General features: G+C 74.9%; 9 protein-coding genes and 1 pseudogene. 7 read left to right on the forward strand and 3 right to left on the reverse strand.

The genetic code is table 11. The features are described 5' to 3' along the window. Positions 1 to 80 precede the first annotated feature (80 nt). Together FH715_RS18455 and FH715_RS18460 are read right to left on the reverse strand one after the other, a co-directional pair. Positions 81 to 1,097, reverse strand: coding sequence for a TauD/TfdA family dioxygenase (locus FH715_RS18455; protein WP_139646714.1), 1,017 nt, complete (start codon positions 1,095 to 1,097; stop codon positions 81 to 83). Further along, positions 1,097 to 8,428 carry a non-ribosomal peptide synthetase gene (locus FH715_RS18460; RefSeq protein ID WP_139646716.1) on the reverse strand — a complete coding sequence of 2,444 codons (7,332 nt, stop codon included), beginning with the start codon at positions 8,426 to 8,428 and terminating at the stop codon, positions 1,097 to 1,099. Before FH715_RS18460 ends, FH715_RS18455 begins: the two co-directional genes overlap by 1 nt. Positions 8,429 to 8,635: 207 nt before the next feature. Here FH715_RS18460 and FH715_RS18465 point away from each other — a divergent pair, with 207 nt between their 5' ends. From FH715_RS18465 to FH715_RS18490, 6 genes are all read left to right on the forward strand, one after another. After that, positions 8,636 to 9,871 carry an MFS transporter gene (locus tag FH715_RS18465; RefSeq protein WP_139646719.1) on the forward strand — a complete coding sequence of 412 codons (1,236 nt, stop codon included), beginning with the start codon at positions 8,636 to 8,638 and terminating at the stop codon, positions 9,869 to 9,871. A 471-nt stretch (positions 9,872 to 10,342) separates the two neighbouring features. Next, positions 10,343 to 10,561: an MbtH family protein gene (locus FH715_RS18470; RefSeq protein ID WP_139646722.1), complete on the forward strand. Its 219-nt coding sequence runs from the start codon at positions 10,343 to 10,345 to the stop codon at positions 10,559 to 10,561. 105 nt (positions 10,562 to 10,666) lie between these two features. Further along, the gene (gene sbnA / locus FH715_RS18475) at positions 10,667 to 11,707 is read left to right on the forward strand and encodes a 2,3-diaminopropionate biosynthesis protein SbnA (protein ID WP_139646724.1); all 1,041 of its coding nucleotides are present in this window, start codon (positions 10,667 to 10,669) and stop codon (positions 11,705 to 11,707) included. After that, on the forward strand, positions 11,701 to 12,735 hold the full coding sequence (gene sbnB, locus FH715_RS18480) for a 2,3-diaminopropionate biosynthesis protein SbnB (protein ID WP_139646726.1): 1,035 nt from the start codon (positions 11,701 to 11,703) through the stop codon (positions 12,733 to 12,735). Before sbnA ends, sbnB begins: the two co-directional genes overlap by 7 nt. Positions 12,736 to 13,002: 267 nt before the next feature. Continuing rightward, the gene (locus FH715_RS18485; protein WP_139646727.1) at positions 13,003 to 13,626 is read left to right on the forward strand and encodes a response regulator transcription factor; all 624 of its coding nucleotides are present in this window, start codon (positions 13,003 to 13,005) and stop codon (positions 13,624 to 13,626) included. Then, complete coding sequence (locus FH715_RS18490) at positions 13,623 to 14,222, forward strand: helix-turn-helix transcriptional regulator (protein ID WP_139646729.1); 600 nt, start codon at positions 13,623 to 13,625, stop codon at positions 14,220 to 14,222. Before FH715_RS18485 ends, FH715_RS18490 begins: the two co-directional genes overlap by 4 nt. 219 nt (positions 14,223 to 14,441) lie before the next feature. Here the strand turns inward: FH715_RS18490 and FH715_RS18495 are convergent. Next, positions 14,442 to 15,590: pseudogene (locus tag FH715_RS18495) on the reverse strand (acyltransferase family protein); the annotation flags it as partial. A gap of 427 nt (positions 15,591 to 16,017) precedes the next feature. Between FH715_RS18495 and FH715_RS18500 the strand changes: the two are divergent. Beyond that, positions 16,018 to 17,595 carry an alpha/beta hydrolase gene (locus tag FH715_RS18500; RefSeq protein WP_139646733.1) on the forward strand — a complete coding sequence of 526 codons (1,578 nt, stop codon included), beginning with the start codon at positions 16,018 to 16,020 and terminating at the stop codon, positions 17,593 to 17,595. Positions 17,596 to 17,607: the final 12 nt, after the last annotated feature.

Genomic DNA, 17,607 nt, shown 5'->3' on the forward strand with positions numbered 1-17,607 from the left:
CCACCAGGGAAGGAAGAGCGACGGTCGCCCGTCGGCGCGGCTGCGTCCTCGTCTCGTCGGGGCGCCGGCCCCGGGGGGTTTCAGGGCGTGAGGTCGGCCAGCACCTGGCCGTCGCCGGCCCGGCGCGCCCGGGAGGCGCGCAGATCCCTGGCCACGAAGGCGCGTTGCAGCCAGCGGTCCAGCCCGTCGTAGCGCGGGGCGAACGCCGTCCTGCCGTGCACCGTCAGCCGGTTGTCGACGATCGCCAGGTCCCCGGGGACCAGCAGACGCGTGTCGGCGTGCGCGGCGAACAGCTCCTGGAGCGCCCGCATCGCCTCGGCGCCCCCGGGCGTCACCGCCGAGGTGGCGGCGAAGTCCACCAGCACGTCCGGGTCGTCCCACGCGCCGCTGAGCACCGCGTGCCGCAGCGACCCGCCCCTCCCGGCGCCGAACGACGGCGGCGGCGCCGTCACGAAGTCCGCGCGGAACAGCGCCTCCCGGTGCCGCTCGTCGAGCAGCCCCCGCACCTGCCGGATGGAGGCCGTCCGCAGCCCCGCCACCCGCTCGTGGTCCGCGCGCAGACAGAACAGCAGCACATAGTCGGGGCGGTGGATGTCGAACGCGTTCTCGTTGTGGAACGTCAGCAGCACCGAGCCCTCGTTGCCCTGGAACTCCTCGCTGCCGGGCACCGGCACCACGTCGTGCACCAGCGCGCCCGCCTTCTCCGAGCGGTAGGCGATCATGTCGCCCAACGCGTGGGCGACCAGGGCCAGTACGGACGCCGGCAGGGTCGCGTGCCGCTGCACGGAGCCGCTGACCGCGGGCGTCGCCGGCACACCCGCCTCGTGCACCAGCAGCCCGCGCAGCAGCAGCGCGCCGCCGGGGCCCGGGTCGCGGCGGAAGTCGGCCAGCGCGCGGCGCAGCGCGGTCGGCAGCTCGTGCCACAGCCGCCGGGCCGCCGCCGACCACCCGGGCGCGTCGACCGCGCCGCCGGCCACCGGCAGCAGGGCCCGCGCCACCGCGTCCACGGCGGTCGCCGTCGCGTCGTCCAGGGCGAGGACACCGGGGGATCTCCCGGTCTCCCGCGGGGAGTCGGTGTCGAGCAGGGATGGGGACATCAGTGCGCTTCCTTCGGTTCGTTCGACGGCGGGCCGGAGCGGCCCTCGTGGGCGAGCAGCCCGGTCAACGTCCGTGCCACCTCGGCGACATGGGGCGCCCGCAGCACCCCCAGATGGGTGCCGGCCACCCGGTGCACGCTCAGCCCGCCGGTGGCCAGCTCGGACCAGCGGCCCGTGTAGTCGGCGAAGCTCTGCCCGAACGCCACCTCGTGGTCTCCGGCGGCCAGTTCGTCGCCGGCGATCAGGTGCAGCGCGCCGGGGCAGGGGCGGTGGCGGTAGTCCAGCCGGGTCTGGAGCAGCTCCCGCCACACCCGCACCCGCGACGGCCAGAACGGGTCGCCCGGCACCGGGGGGTCGACGGTGCCGTCGTCGACGATGACCTCCAGCACCTCCGCCGCCCGCCTCCGCAGCGCCGGCACCCGCTCCTCCCCGGCCTCGGCCAGCTCGGCCAGCAGCGCCTCGGCCTCGCGGAAGCGGGCCATGAACTCCCGCATGTTCTCCCGCTCGTAGCTGTCCAGCGCCGGATCGAGCAGCACGAACGTGACGTCCTCGCCCGCCTCCCGCAGCCGCCGCACCATCTCGCTGGTGATCTGGCTGCCGCCGCACCACCCCAGCAGCCGGTAGGGGCCGTGGGGCGCGATCCTGCGCAGCTGCGCCAGGTTCAGCTCGGCGATCGCCCCGACGCTCTCCGGCGCCGGGCACGGACGGGTCAGCCCCGGCCACTCGAAGGCGGCCACCGGCTGGTCCTCGTCCAGGTGGGCCGCCAGCTCGGCGAACCAGTGCGCGCTGCCCGGGTGCACACAGAACAGCGGCGGCCGGCTCCCCTCCCTGCGCAGCCACACCACGGCGTCCGCCGCGTCCTCCGCCGCGCCGACGCCGTCCGCGCCGGCACCGGTCACCGCGCGCGCCAACTCGGCGACGGTGCGGTGCTCGTAGAAGCCGCGGAACGTCAACGACAGCGCGTGCTCCTCGCGGAGCGCCACGATCACCCGCATCACCGTCATCGAGTTGCCGCCCAGCGCGGTGAACGTGTCGTCCACGCCGACCCTCGGCACGCCCAGCACCCGCGCCCAGGTGCGCGCCAGCACGTTCTCCACCGCCGTGCGCGGCGCCCGGTAGGCCGTCGACACCGCCGAACCCGCCGGCTCCGGCAGCGCCCTGACGTCGATCTTGCCGCTGGGCGTCATCGGCAGCGCGTCCAGCACCATGTGCCCGGCCGGGATCAGATGGCCGGGCAGCTCGGTGGCCAGCCGCGCGTCCAGCTCCGCCGGGTCCAGGGCGACGCCCTCGGCCGGCACCAGATACGAGACCAGGTCCCGTTCCCCGCTCGGCATGGTCACCAGCCGCACCACGGCGTCCCGCAGCTCGGCGTGCCGGTGCAGCGCCGCCTCCACCTCGCCGATCTCCACCCGGTGGCCGCGCACCTTCACCTGGTCGTCGACCCGGCCGGCGAACTCCAGCACCCCGTCCTCGCGGCGGCGCGCCAGGTCACCGCTGCGGTAGAGGCGCTGGCCCGGCCGCGTCGCGTACGGGTCCGGGACATAGCGTTCCGCCGTCAGCGCGGGCCGACCCACGTAGCCGCGCGTCAGCTGCGCGCCGCCCAGATACAACTCCCCGACCACGCCCGCCGGAACGGGCGCCAGGTCGGCGTCGAGCACCCGCATCACCGTGTTGCTGACGGGCCGTCCGATCGGCAGCACACCGGACTCCAACGCGGCGGCCGTGGCCTCGACATGGGAGCAGCCGACGGTCGTCTCGGTCGGCCCGTACTCGTTGTCCACCACCGTCTCCGGCGCGTGGCGGGCCCACAGCGAGACCATGTCGCGCACCAACTCGTCGCCGCCCGCGACCAGTCGGCCGGTGGCGCGCCGCGCGCCCTCGGGGCTGAGCGTCCTGTTGAGCAGCGCCAGATGCGCCGGGCTCAGCTTCAGCAGCCCGAAACCGCCCCGCTCCAGCGCCTGGACCAGCGCGTCGACGCCCGGCGTCCCGTCGTCCTCGGTGAGGGTGACGGGCTGGCCGGAGAGCAGCGCGGGGAAGAGCGAGGTGACCGGCAGGTCGAACGCCATCGAGGAGTACAGCGGCGACCCGGTGCCGCCCAGCGGGCGGTAGGCGTCCAGGCACCAGCAGACGTAGTTGACCAGGTTGCGGTGCTCGACCATCACGCCCTTCGGGGTGCCGGTCGAGCCCGAGGTGTAGACGAGATAGGCCAGCGACTGGGGGGAGGCGGTGACGCCCAGGTCCGCGTCCGACTCGCCCTCGGCCGCCACCGGCAGCGGGCGTGCCGGGGAGCCGGCCAGCCGGTCGGTCAACCCGGGTTCGGTCAGCACCAGTCGGGCGTCGGCCTCGCCCAGCAGCGTCGCCAGCCTGGCCGGCGGATGGGCCGGGTCGAGCGGCAGATACGCGGCCCCCGCCTTGAGCACCGCGAGCAGCGCCACCACCAGGTCGGGGCCGCGCCGCAGCAGCACCCCGACCCGCGACTCGACGCCGACGCCCCGCGCCCGCAGCCGCCGCGCCAGCCGGTTGGCGCGCGCGTTCAACTCCGCGTAGGACAGCGTCGAACCGTCGGCGGCCCGCAGCGCCACCGCGCCCGGGGTGCGCCCGACCTGCCGCTCGAACAGCTCGTGGACGCACGCCTCCGGGTATGCGACGGCCGGGCCCCACGCGTGGCCGGCGAGCCGCCGTTCCTCCTCCGGGTCCAGGAAGCAGCCGCGCGCGTCGCCCGCCGGGTCGGCCGCCATCGCCTCCAACACCCGCCGGTAGAGCGCCAGCAGCCGACGCCCCCGTGCCCGCCCGAGCCGCTCGGGCCGGGCCGAGACATAGAGCCGGCCGGGGAACGTCCACACGTCGAGCCCGAACTCGTTGGGGCTGACGTCCACCACGCCGGCCGACTCGATCGACCGGTCGTCCAGCACATGGAAGTCGAGATAGGTGAAGGCGACGTCCACCAGCGGCGTTCCCGCGCCCCAGCGACGCTGCATCTCCGGCAGCGGGAACCGGCGGTGCGGCCAGAGCGCCGCCTCCTCCGCCAGCACCCGCCGCACCAGCGTCCGCCAGTCCGCACCGGTCAACTCCACGGCGAACGGCACGGTGTTGAGGTGCATCCCCCGGACCAGCTCGCCGCCCTCCGTCTCCAGCCGGCCGTTGCAGACCAGCCCGGTGCGTGGGGCGCGGGTGCCGCCGACGATCGCGAGCACCTTCAGATGCGCGGTCAGCAGCACGCTCTTCAGCGAGGCGCTCGCCGCGGACGCCAGCCGGCGCAACCCCGGCTCCAGGTCGTCGAAGTCGACGCTGAGCAGGTAGGGCTCCTCGCCCGCCGCCGGGTCCGCCGCCCAGGAGGGAGGCAGCTCCACCCGGTCGAAGCGCTCCAGCCGGTCCCGCCAGAACTCCCGGTCGGCCGCCGAGGCCAGCGCGCGACGCTCCCGCGCGACGTAGTCGGCGAACCGCACCGAGTGCGCCGGCCGTTCCCCCGGCGCCCGCCCCTGGCGCAACTCCCGGTATTCGGTGAGCAGTTCGTCGATCAGCGAGTGGTGGCTCCAGCCGTCCAGCACCGCGTGGCACTCGATGAACGAGAACGTCCACCGGCTCTCGCCCGTGCGGTGCGCGTGGAAGCGGACCATCGGCGCCCGGGTCACGTCGAACGGGCTGCTCCTGGTGTCGGCGACGAACCGCCGCAGCTCCTCCCGGACCTCCTCCTCGGGGAGCCCGCGCAGATCGGTGTGGCCGACCTCGACCACACCCTCGGCGTTTACCAGTTGGACCGGCTCCCGGAAAGTGGTCAGGTCGAAGCGGGTGCGCAGGATCTCGTGCCGCTCCGCGAGCAGCGCGGCTGCCGCCCGCAGCGCCGACAGGTCGAACGGGGCGTCGTCGACCATCGGGAAGACCGTCACGTTGTGGTACGGGCTCTCCTCGCCGTCGGCGAGCATCTGGTAGACCATCGCCGCCTGCACCATGGACAGCGGGTAGGCGTCCACCACGCCCTCCGGCAGCGCGGCCCGCTCCTCCGCGGCGAGCAGCGCGAACGGCGCGACCCTGCGCTCCTCCTCGCTGGCCCCCGCGGCCGGCGCCGCGTCCCGGCGGGCCGCCGTGATGCCGCCGATCGTCTGGTGCGACAGCAGCTCCTGGACGGTCAGCTCGACGCCGGCCCGCCGCAGCGCGCCGACCACCCGGATGGCGCGGATCGAGTCGCCGCCCAGCGCGAAGAAGTTGTCGTCCACCCCCACCGCCGGAAGGCCGAGCACCTCGGCGAAGCCGCGCGCCATCGCCTCCTCCACGGCGTCGCGCGGCGCGGTCCGCCCGCCCGACGGCAGGGCGCGGTGGTCCTCGGGGGAGGGCAGCGCCGCCCGGTCGGTCTTGCCGTTGCCGGTCAACGGGATCCCCGCCACCGGGACGAAGACGGACGGCACCAGATAGCCCGGCAGCCACCGCCCGAGATGGGCGCGCAACTCCGCGACCTCCGGGTCCCGTTCGCTGGTAGGTACCAGGTAGGCGACCAGTCGCGCCTCGCGTTCGCCCGGGGGCGTGTGGGCGAGCACCACGGCGCGCTCCACTCCCGGGTGGGAGGCCAGCGCGGCCTCGATCTCCCCCGGCTCCACCCGGTGGCCCCGGATCTTGACCTGTTCGTCGGCGCGCCCCAGGTACTCCAGCTCACCGTCCGCCCGGTACCTGGCCAGGTCGCCGGTCCGGTACATCCGCGCGCCCGGCGCGGTGGCGTGGGGGTCGGGCGGGAAGCGGTCGGCCGTCAGCGCCGGCCGGTGCAGATACCCCCTGGCCAGCCCGGGGCCCGAGACATACAGCTCACCGGGGACGCCGATCGGCACCTCGCGCAGCGCCCCGTCCAGCAGCCGCACCCGCAGGTCGGCCAGGGGCCGCCCGATCGGGCTGTGCCGGCGGCCGGTCCGCGCCGCCTCGGCGACCTCGGCAGGCAGCAGCGGCCGGCGGGTGACATGCACCGTGGTCTCGGTGATCCCGTACATGTTGACCAGTTCGGGGGCCGGCACCCCGGCGCGTGCATACCAGTCGTACCAGGGCGCCAGCTCGGCGACGTCCAGCGCCTCACCACCGAAGACCACCGTCCGCAGGGCGAGTCGGCCGGGAGCCAGCGGCCCGTCGACGGCCGCCTCCGTCAGCCAACGGAACGCCGAAGGCGTCTGGTTGAGCACCGTGACCCGCTCCTCCGCCAGCAGCCGCAGCAGGTCGCGCGGCGAACGGGACACCTCGAACGGCACCACGACCGCCCGGCCGCCGGTCAGCAGCGGCCCCCACAGCTCCCAGACGGAGAAGTCGAAGGCGTAGGAGTGGAAGAGCGTCCAGACGTCGCCCGTGCCGAAGCCGAAGTCCTCCTGGCAGGAGAGCAGCAGCCGCAGCACGTTGGCGTGGGTGACGGCGACGCCCTTGGGGCGCCCGGTGGAGCCCGAGGTGTAGATGACGTAGGCGATCTCCTCGGGCCCCGGCGGCGGGGGAGGAGCCAACCGGGCCCACGCGTCGTCCCCCTCGTCCATCAGCAGCGGCGCCCGGTCGCCGGGAGGCAGCGCCCCGACAAGCTGACGCTCCGTCACGATGAGGGCGAGACCCGCGTCCTGGTGCACGAAGGCGAGCCTCCCGGCCGGCAGCCCGGGGTCGAGCGGCACATAGCCGGCACCGGACTTGACCACCCCCAGCAGCGCCACCACCAGGTTCACGCCGCGCGGCAGGCAGACACCCACCAGGTCGCCGGCGCCGACGCCCTCGGCGCGCAGCCGTCCGGCCAACGCGTCGGACCTGGCGTCCAGTTCGGCGTACCGCAGCGACTCCCCCGCGCAGCGCACCGCGACCGCGTCCGGCGCCATCGCCGCGCGCGCACGGAAGACCTCGGGCAGGGAACGCTCCGTCGGGAAGCGTTCCCCCGCACCGCTCCACTCCCGCAGCAGCCGTTCCTCCTCCTCGCCGAGCATCGGCAGGGCGTCCAGCGGTGCGTGCGGGTCGGCGGCGAGCCCGGCCAGCAGCCGCAGGTAGTGGCCGACCAGCCGGCGCACCGTCGCCGCGTCGAACAGCGCGGTGGCGTACTCCAGTTGGCCGAGGAGCGAGCCGTCGGGGCGCGCGGCGAGCGCGAGCCCCAGGTCGAACTTGGCGGTGGGGGAGGCCACCGGCGACTGCGTTCCGCCCAGCCGGGGCAGCGGCGTCTCGCCGGCCGTCGCGTACTGGAAGACGACCTGGAAGAGCGGGTTGCGCGAGGGGTCGCGCTCCGGCGCGAGCGTCTCCACCAGCCGTTCGAACGGCGTCTCCTGGTGGGTGAACGCGCCCAGCGCCGTCTCCCGCACCCGCTCCAGCAGCTCGGGAAAGGTCGCCGCGCCCGCGAGGTCCGTGCGCAGCACCACCGTGTTGGTGAACAGCCCCGGCATCGCCTGGGTCTCCGCCCGCTCCCGGCCGGCGACCGGGCTGCCCACCACCACGTCGCGCTGCCCGCAGTGCCGCGACAGCAGCAGCTTGAAGACGGCGAGCAGCACCATGAACGGGGTCGCGCCCCGCTCCCCGCCTGCCTCGGTCAGCCGCGTCGCCACCCCCGCCGGCACCTCGAAGACCTCGGTGGCCCCCGCGCTGTCCCGCAGCGGGGCCCGGGGCCGGTCCAACGGCAGCGCCAACGGCGTCAGCCCGAGCAACTTCGCGCCCCAGTAGTCCAGTTGCCGATCCAGCACCGGCCCTTGCAGCCGGCCGCGCTGCCACTGCGCGAAGTCCGCGTACTGCACCGGCGGCGGCGCCAGGGGCGACGCCTCCCCGGCGGCGAACGCCCCGTAGAGCGTGTCGAGTTCGCCGAGCAGCAGACCCTCCGTCCAGCCGTCAGAGGCGATGTGATGGCACGTCAGCAGCAGCGTCAGAGCCTCGGGCTCCCGCACCAGCAGCGCCCGCACCGGCCACTCGTCCGCCAGGTCGAAGGGCCGCGCCACCTCCGCGTCGACCAGTGCCCCGACCCGGGCGCGCGCCTCCTCCGGCGGCAGCCCCGCGACATCGGCCCGGGTCAGCGGCAGCGGACCGGGCGGGTCGATCCACTGCGCCGGTTCGCCCTCGACCTCCACATACCGGGTGCGCAACACCTCGTGCCGGGCGAGGAGTTCGTCCAGCGCCCGACGCAGCGCCGACTCGTCCAGGGACGAGGGGAGCCGCAGCCGCAACGGCATCACGTACTGGGTGTCGCCCGGCGTCAACCGGTCCAGCACCCACAGCCGGCGCTGCGCGAACGACAGCGGCGGCGGCCCGGACCGCGCCACAGGAGTGACACCGGTCTCCGGCGCGGCCGGCCGCAGTCCGCGCAGCCGCTGGCGCAGCAACTCCGCGCGAGGGGTCGAGCTGGTGCCCATCGTTCGCCTTCCTACGCGTCTCCCCGGACCGACCCCCGGCTCGGAGGCCCCGACGGCCCGCCCGGGACCGACCACGGGCCACGGTGCCGGGCGCGGTGGGGGGAACGGCAGGGCCGGCGCGGTGCCGTCGCGCGCAGCGAGGTCGGCCGTCGACGCCGCCGGTTCTTCTCTACGACCGGGCCGGGGCCGCTGCCGACGATCGGGGCCATGCCCCGAGACGTGCTCCCGTTGCGGCGCAACCGCGACTTCCTGCTGCTGTGGTCCGGTTCGGCCGTGTCGATGCTCGGCTCGAACGCCTCCGGTGTCGCCTACCCGCTGCTGGTGCTGGCCCTGACCGGCGCGCCGGGCGACGCCGGGCTCGCCGGCTTCGTCGCGCTGCTGCCGCAGCTGCTCTTCCAGGTGCCGGCCGGCGTCGTGGTCGACCGGGTCGACCGCAGACGGCTGATGATCGGGTGCGACCTGCTGTGCGTGGGGGCCATCGGCAGCCTCGCCGCCGCGCTGCTCGCGGGCCGGCTGACGCTGCCCCACATCCTGGTCGTCGGCTTCGTCGAGGGCGTGCTCGCCGTCACCTACCGGCTGGCTGCGGCCTCGGCCGTGCCGCACCTGGTGCACCCCACCCAGGTGACGTTCGCCCTCTCCCGCAACGAGGCGCGCGCCAGGGGGGCGGCGATGCTGGGGCAGCCGCTGGGCGGCGCGCTCTTCGGACTGGGGCGCGCGGTGCCGTTCCTCTTCGACCTGGTGACCTATCTGGTGTCGCTGGTCGCGCTGCTGCTGATCAGGGGCGACTTCCAACGCGCCCGCGAGCCGCGCGCGGCACGGGCGGCGCTGGGCCGCCGGGAGTTCGTCGAGGGCGCGGTGTGGCTGTGGCGGCAGCCGTTCCTGCGGGCCACCACGCTGCTGGTCGCCGGCAGCAACTTCCTCTTCCGCGCGCTGTTCCTGGTGGTCATCGTGCTCGCCGCCGACCGCGGCGCGGGGCCGGCGACCGTGGGCCTGATGCTGGGCGTCGCCGCCGTCGGCGGGCTGGCCGGCTCCCTGGCCGCGCCGGCGGTGGTGGCGCGGATCTCCCTGAAGACCGTGGTGGTCGGCGCGAACTGGGCCTGGGCGGCGCTCGTCCCGCTGCTGCTGGTCGCGGACGAACCGCTGGTGCTGGGCGCCGTCTACGCGCTGATGTGCTTCGTCGGCCCGCTGTGGAACGTCGCCACCTCCGCCTACCAACTCGCCGTCACCCCCGACCGGTTGCGGGGCCGGGTGCTGGGCGCCGCCGGCATGGTCGCCTTCGGCGCCGTCCCGCTGGGCTCCGTCGTGGGCGGCTACCTGCTGAGCTGGCGCGGCGCGGAGTCCACCATCGGGGTGCTCAGCGGCTGGATGCTGCTGTGCGCGCTCTTCGCCACCCTCAGCCCCTCGGTGCGCGCGGAAGCCACCGCGGAGGCGGTGGCGCGGTAGGGGGTGTTGTCGTCCTCGGCCCGGTGTGTGGTTGCTCGCGCGGTTTCCCGCGCCCCTTGGTTGTGGTGGGCGTGGTGGGTCAGCTGCGGGTTCATGTTCGGTAGGTGGCGGCCTGTTTGGGGGCGCGGGGAACTGCGCGAGTGCTGGGTGGCGGGGGTTGGCCGACTGTTCACGTGCGTGGCTTGGGTGGGTTGTCGTCCTCGGCCCGGTGTGTGGTTGCTCGCGCAGTTCCCCGCGCCCCTGCACTGTCGGTGGGCGGCTTGGGGGCGCGGGGAACTGCGCGAATGCTGGGTGGCGGGCCGAGGTCGACGACTCACGTGCGCCGCCGCGGCGGGTGGTCGCCCCGTTCCACGCCGCTACGCGGCGCCGCGCGCCGAGACCGCTGCCCGTTTGTCTCTATGGCCGCGCCCGCCCGGCGGGCACGCTCAGCGGGTGAGCGAGAGAGCCGACCGTGACATGGGAGGACGGACGATGGGCGACGGCGAAGACGAGCACCGTTACCTCGTGGTGCGCAACGACGAGGAGCAGTACTCCCTCTGGCGCGCCGACCGTGAACTGCCGCTGGGCTGGTACGCGGAGGGAACGGAGGGCACCAGGGAGCAGTGCCTCGCACACGTCGGGGAGATCTGGACGGACATGCGCCCGGCGTCGCTGCGCCGCCGGATGGCCGAGACCGAGTCGGCCGGCTGACCGCCGGCGTCGGGCGATCCGGGAAACAGCCGGACCGGGGGAGACAGCCGGACCGGGAAACAGCCAGACCGGGAGACCGGGAAAGGGGAGAGGGGACGTCAGGCGATGAACCGCGCCACGTTCGATGCCACGCCACCGTCGGTCGGCTACGCCTCCGGGGTGCTGTCCACCGTGGGCGGCACCCCGCTGGTGGAGCTGACGAAGCTGCTGCCGGGCAGCGCGTTCCGCACGTTCGCCAAGTTGGAGGCGGCCAACCCGGGCGGCAGCATCAAGGACCGCTCTGCCGGCGCCATGGTCGCCGAGGCCGTCCGCACGGGCGCCGTCGTGCCGGGGCGCACGGTGGTGGTGGAGTCCAGCTCGGGCAACCTGGGTATCGGCCTCGCCCAGGCGTGCCGCTACCTGGGCCTCCGCTTCGTCTGCGTCGTCGACCCGAGGACCAACCCGCAGAATGTCGCGATCATGCGGGCGCTCGGCGCCGAGGTGCGCACCGTGGAGAGCGTCGACCCGGCCACCGGCGAGTACCTGCCGGCGCGCAAGCGGTACGTGCGCGACCTGGTCGACTCCCTGCCTGACGCCTACTGCCCCGACCAGTACGCCAACCCGCGCAACGCCTGGGCGCACCGCACCACCATGCGGGAGATCGTCGAGGCGCTCGACGGGCGCCTCGACTACCTGCTGGTGACGGTCAGTTCGGCCGGCACGCTGCGCGGCTGCGCCGAGTACGCCAGGGAGGCCGGGCTGCCGGTGCGGATCGTCGCGGTGGACGCGGAGGCCAGCGCGATCTTCCGGCCGCCGGTGGGCCGCCGGCTGATCCCCGGGCACGGCGCCGCCGAGGCGCCCCGGCTCTACCGTCCGGGGCTCGCCGACGAGGTGGTCCACGTCAGCGACCTGGACTGCCTGGTCGGCTGCCGGCGGCTGGTCGGCCGCGAGGCCATCCTGGCCGGCGGCTCCTCGGGCGCGGTGGTCAGCGCCCTCACCCGGCTGAGCGCCCGCATCCCCGCGGGGGCGCACTGCGCGCTGGTCTTCCCCGACAGCGGCGAGCGCTATCTCGACACCATCTACGACGACGCCTGGGTCGCGGCCCACTTCGGCGACGTCGGCCCCCTCTGGAAGGAAGAAGACACCGTGGAGGTGGCCTCGTGCTGATCATCGGACACCGGGACGTCAGGCGGGTGCTGGACGGCGCAGAGGACGCCGTTCTCGCGGCGGTGCGCCACGCCTATCTGCGGCACTCCGCGGGCGACACCGCGCTGCCGCACTCGGTCTTCCTCCGTTTCCCCGACAACCCGCACGACCGGATCATCGGGCTTCCCGGCTATCTCGGCGGCGGGGAGGGGCGCCGCCCGGTCGCCGGGCTGAAGTGGATCGCGTCCTTCCCCGGCAACGTCCCCGAGGGGATGCCCCGCGCCTCGGCGACGATGATTCTCAACTCGCTGCTCACCGGCCGCCCGTTGGCCGTGCTGGAGAGCGCCACCATCTCGGCGCGCCGCACCGCCGCGAGCGCCGCCCTGGCCGCCGCCGCGCTGCCCGGCGTGCCCCGGGACACCGGAGTGAGCCTGGTCGGCTGCGGGGTGATCAACGCGGAGACCCTCCACTTTCTGCGTCTGACCGTCCCCGGCCTCTCCGAGGTGACGGTCTTCGACCTGGACCGGGAGCGCGCCGAGGCGTTCGCCGCGCGCTGCGCGCGACGGTACGGCGCGGCGTTGACCGTGCGGGTCGTCGACCGGGTCGAGTCGGCGCTGGTCGCGCACCGGCTGGTGAGCGTCGCCACCACGGCGGCCGTCCCACATCTCGACCTGGCGCCCTGCCGGCCGGGCACGCTGGTGCTCCACCTGTCGCTGCGCGACATCCGCATCCCGACCGTGCTCGCCGCCGACAACGTGGTCGACGACCCCGACCATGTCTGCCGCGCGGCGACCTCCCTGCACCTGGCCGAACAGCGCGTCGGCCACCGGGAGTTCATCCGCACCACCGTCGGCGCGCTGCTGCGCGACCCGCACCCGGCGCCGCGCGCGGCCGAGCGGCTCACCGTCTTCTCCCCGTTCGGCCTCGGCGTGCTCGACCTGGCCGTGGCCGACCTGGTGCTGACCGGCGCCCACCGCGCCGGCCTCGGCGTCCCCGTCCCCGACTTCCTGCCCGACCCCGAGGCGGAGGACCTCCCGAGCATCCCCTGACGCGCCCCCTGACGCGCCCACTCCGGAGCCGGCCGCCCCCACCCCTCGGGGGCGGCCGGCTCCCACGCCCGCGCGCCCGCCGTTCGCGCCCCGACTCCGCCGTTCGCGCCCCGACTCGCGCCGACTCCCCGCCGTTCTCGCCGCCGACTCCCCGCCGCCGCCACGAAATTGGGTGGCGATACCCCATGTGCGCGGACCGCCGTTCGCCGACGCTGGAGGCAGTGGCTCGCGGGGTCTCCCGGGGCCGAGACCATGAGGAGGAACCCCATGGGTGACCCGGTGCGCGTCAGCGTCGTCGCGACGGACCCCGTCCTGGAGGCCGGAACCCGCAGCGCCCTCGCCGCCAGCCCCGAGGTGTCCCTGGAGCCGAGCGCCACCCCCGCGGTCGCCGGGGACGCCCGGGTCGCGGTCGTGGTCGCCGACCAGGTGGCGCCGTCCGTGCTCGACCTGGTGCGGGAGATCAGGGACACCCCGCCGCGTCCCGAGGTCGTTCTGGTGGTCGCCGACCTGACCCCGGCCGACGCCCTGCACGCGGTCGCCTCCGGCGTGCGCGGCGTGCTGCGCCGGCGCGAGGCCAGCGGCGCGCGCCTGGCGCACACCGTGCTCGCCGTCGCCGGCGGCGACTGCACCGTCCCGATCGACCTGCTCGGCGAACTCCTGGGCGCCGGCTCGGAACCCCCCGCCCCCGCCTGGTCGGCGAACGGGCTGAGCGAACGCGAACGGGCCGTGCTGCGGCTGGTCGCCGACGGTATGGAGACCGGTGAGATCGCCAGGGAACTCTGCTACTCCACCCGCACCGTGACCACCGTCGTGCACGACATCACCCACCGCTTCCGGCTGCGCAACCGCGCCCACGCCGTCGCCTACGCCCTGCGGGCGGGCCTGCTGTGAACAGCCCGCACCCCCGGGGGGCCGCGCCCGAAGCCGCCGTCACCCTGCTCGCCGCGCCCGGCCGGCTGCGGACCACCGTCGCCACCGCACTGCGCCACGCCGGCGTCGCGCTCGCCCCGCGCGGCGCCCTGTCGGTGGCCGCCGGCGACAGCGTCCAGGACGCGCTGCGCGCGGGCCGCGCCGGCCCGGCCGGCCCGCACCTGGTGATCGCCAACACCGTGCGGCCCGAGGGCACGCGCACAGCCCTGCGCGCCGGCGTGCTCGTCATCCTCTCCCGCGCCGAGGCCACCCCCGCGCGGCTGCGCGCCGCCGTGCGCTCCGCCCACCACGGCGAGGGCCGGATGTCGCACGACACCCTGGTCCGCGTGCTGGCCGGCGCGGGACGCGACCTGCCGCAGCCCGACTCCCCGCTGACCGCGCGCCAGACCGCCGTGTTGGCCCTGGTCGCCGAGGGGCAGGGCAACGCCGCCATCGCCCGTGCCCTGTCCTGCTCCGAGCACACCGTCAAGAACGTCCTCTACGACCTGATGGCCCGCCTCCAGGTCCGCAACCGCTCCCAGGCCGTCGCCCACGCCGTCCGCTCCGGCCTGATCTGAACGACCGGGCGAGCGCCCCCGTGCACGCCCCCGCGCGCACGCCGGGGCTCACCCCCTGCTGGCCTCCGACGCCCGGGAGGTGCCCAGGGAGGTGCTCCGGGAGGTGCCCAGGGAGGTGTCCCGTGCCTCCGAGCCGTCCGGCGTCTCGGAGGTGTCCCGCGTCCGGGCGGCCGGCTCCGGCCCCGGCCTGGCCTCCGGCCGTTCCCCCGGCGCGGAACGGGTCTCGTCCGGCGTCTCGGAGCGGAAGGCCCAGCGGAGGTCCGGCTCGGTCACCGGCCGCAGCAGCCGGCGGACCGGCGGGGAGCACATCAGCGTGACGGCCAACGCGGTGACCAGCGACAGCAGAACGGTGCCGGCCGGGTCGTGCGGCCAGGAGTAGGCCTCGAAGAACCCGCCGTACTCGGCGCCCGTCAGCAGGAAACCGTGCAGCAGATAGCCGCAGATCGTGCCGGCCCCCAGCACCGTGAACCAGGTGCGCCGCGCCGGCACCCACGCCAGGAACGCCGCCGTCAGCAGCATCGCGCAGCCGAAGAGGGACAGGGACATGATCGGACCGTTCCACCAGGGCTCGCCCAACTCCTGGGCGCTGGCCCGGCGGTAGAACCAGTCGGTCTCCACCCGGGGCACCGCCCAGTACGCGGTGAGCGCGGCGGCGGCCACCACCGGCACCGACAGCAGCCGCACCTCCCGGCGCCGCACCCACTCCAGGTGCTCGCGCCGCAGGCACAGGCCCACCACGAAGCACGGCAGGAACTGCAGCGTCCGCTGGAGGTCCAGGTCCTGCCCGATGGCGGGCGAGGTGGTGGCCAACGCGGCCACCAGCAGCGCCAGCGGCAGCGGGTGGCGCAGCCGCCGCCACAGCGGTGCCGTCAGCCGCCACACGAAGAGCGCCGCCAGGAACCAGGTCAGATACCAGGGGTCCAGCAGGCTGATCGGATGGTTCGGGTCGTCGCCGAAGCGGCGCTCGAAGAGGGAGTACGCCGTCTCGAAGACGACGTAGGGCACCACCACGCCGGACACCAGCCGCCGCAGCTGGCGCGGGCTGCCGGTGAAGCTCCGCGAGAGATAGCCGCAGATGAGGATGAACGCCGGCATGTGGAAGGTGTAGACGAAGAGGTACAGGGCCCGGAGCGTTTGGCTCTCCTCCAGCGGCTCCCAGGCGTGGCCGACCGCCACCAGGACGATCAGCAGGTACTTGGCGTTGTCGAGGAAGGCGTCCCGGCCGTCGGCCGGCGCGCCCCCCTCGCGGGTCCGAGCGGTCCGAGCGGTCCCAGCGTTCCGAGCACTCCAGGCACGCCGGGTACTTCGGGCACTCCGAGCGGGCGGACGCGGGGCGTGGGGGACGCCGGTCTGCGGTTCCTGCGGCACGACTTCTCTTTCTCGTGAGGGAGCGGGGCGACTCACGAGACCCGGTGCGCTGCGCGCGGCGGGACGGCGGGGAACACGCCAGGTGGGGCCGACGTACCGACCAGCCCCTGCCAGGAGGCCGGACTGGGCCTCTACCCGCCACCGTAACAGGAACGTTATCTACCAGGGCAACCCCCCGCCCCCTCCCTCCCCGTCCGGGAACGCACGGTTCACGGGGGTTTGTCGGGCGCTCCTTGACCCTGCCCCCGGGGCACGGTGTGAGCTGGAAACCAGGACCCGGGGGGCCGAGCCAACGACCCCGGCGCCACGGGCGGTTGACCGCCGCCGCGGAAGAGCCGCGCCGGGGGGCCGTTACCCACCGTGCCCCACCGTGCCCCACCGCGCCCCCACGACGCGTCCTCCGACGCCTCTACCGGAAGGGAACCCCATGCTGACCCGGACCCGCCCCTCGCGCCGAGCGAAGGGCGGCCTCGTCGCCACGGCGCTGCTGCTGCCGCTCACCGCGTGCTCCTCCGACGCCGACCCGGACGGGGAGGCGCACGACGGGGCGCGGACCTCGGGACTGGAGGAGTTCCACGCGCAGGAACTGGCGTGGGAACCGTGCGAGGGGTACGCCAACACAGCCGCCGAGTCGACCGTCTACGACGCGGTCGAGGGGATGGAGTGCGCCCTGCTGACCGTGCCCCTGGACCACGAGGACCCCGACGGCGAGACCCTGCGGCTGGCGGTCAACCGCGTGCCGGCCGGGGGCGAGGCGATCGGCTCCCTGGTGACGAACCCGGGCGGCCCCGGCGGCTCCGGCCTCTTCGGCGCCGCCACCACGAGCCTCACGCTCGCCGAGAGCCCGATCACCGAACGCTTCGACGTGGTGGGGTTCGACCCGCGCGGGGTGGGCTCCTCCGAGCCCGCCGTCGACTGCTACTCCGACGCGGAGGCCGACACCGGCGACGTGCCGCTCAGCAGCCAGGGCAACACGGTCCAGTGGACCGAGGAGGAGACCCGCGCGCTGATGGAACGCTGCGCTGAGGGCTCCGGCGGCATCGAGGTGCTCACCCGCCTCGGCAGCCGCGACGCCGCCCGCGACATGGACATCCTGCGCGCCGCCCTCGGCGACGAGAAGCTGAGCTTCCTCGGCCAGAGCTACGGGACGCGGCTCGGCGCCGTCTACGCCGAACAGTTCCCCGAGCGGGTGCGGGCCATGGTCCTGGACGGTGCGATCGACCCCATGCAGGGCACGTACGAACGCCGGGTCGGCGCCTACGCCGGATTCCAGGGCGCCTTCGAACGGATGGCGGCGGACTGCGCCGAACGCGGCGGCTGCCCGCTGGGCGACGTCCCGGCGCTGGCGACCGAGAGGTTCCAGGAGCTCGTCCGCCCGCTCTTCGAGGAGCCGGTCCCCGCCCTCGACCAGCGGCTCACCTTCGACAGCGCGGTCGGCGGGGTGATCGCCGGCCTCTACAGCGAGGAGGCCTGGCCGCTGATCACCGACGGCCTCGCCGAACTCCGCGAGGGCAGGGGCGACATCCTGCTCCAGCTCAACCGCGACTTCGCCGGCCGCGACGAAGAGGGCGCCTGGCCCAACATGTCGGAGGCCAACTACGCGATCAACTGCGCGGACGAGGAACGGCTGAGCCCGGAACAGGGCGCCGAACTCCGCACCGCGGTCCTGGACTCCGCGCCGTTCACCGACCCGGGCGTCGACGTCACCGACGGCGTCCGCGACTCCTGCGAGCACTGGCCCGTCGAGCCCAGCCTGGGGTACCCGTACGCGCAGGACATCGAGGGCCTGCCCGAGACCCTGGTCGTCTCGATCACCGGCGACCCCACCACCCCGCACCAGGGCGGCGTCAACCTCGCCGAGACCCTCGGCGGCTCCCTGCTCACCGTCGAGGGCGAGGGCCACACCGTCGTCAGCTCCGGCGCCAACGCCTGCGTCAACGAGGCCGCCGCCGCCTACCTGATCGACCTGACCGCCCCCGAGGACGGCGCCACCTGCGCCCAGTGACCGGCCCCCGCG

Source organism: Streptomyces sedi, from assembly GCF_006335015.1.
GTDB classification, from domain to species: domain Bacteria; phylum Actinomycetota; class Actinomycetes; order Streptomycetales; family Streptomycetaceae; genus Streptomyces; species Streptomyces sedi.

Bases quoted from the DNA above. Each gene is read 5' to 3' on its own strand.
- FH715_RS18455 (WP_139646714.1), bottom strand. From the start codon at position 1,097: ATGTCCCCATCCCTGCTCGACACCGACTCCCCGCGGGAGACCGGGAGA.
- FH715_RS18460 (WP_139646716.1), bottom strand. From the start codon at position 8,428: ATGGGCACCAGCTCGACCCCTCGCGCGGAGTTGCTGCGCCAGCGGCTG.
- FH715_RS18465 (WP_139646719.1), top strand. From the start codon at position 8,636: ATGCCCCGAGACGTGCTCCCGTTGCGGCGCAACCGCGACTTCCTGCTG.
- FH715_RS18470 (WP_139646722.1), top strand. From the start codon at position 10,343: ATGGGCGACGGCGAAGACGAGCACCGTTACCTCGTGGTGCGCAACGAC.
- sbnA (WP_139646724.1), top strand. From the start codon at position 10,667: ATGAACCGCGCCACGTTCGATGCCACGCCACCGTCGGTCGGCTACGCC.
- FH715_RS18485 (WP_139646727.1), top strand. From the start codon at position 13,003: ATGGGTGACCCGGTGCGCGTCAGCGTCGTCGCGACGGACCCCGTCCTG.
- FH715_RS18500 (WP_139646733.1), top strand. From the start codon at position 16,018: ATGCTGACCCGGACCCGCCCCTCGCGCCGAGCGAAGGGCGGCCTCGTC.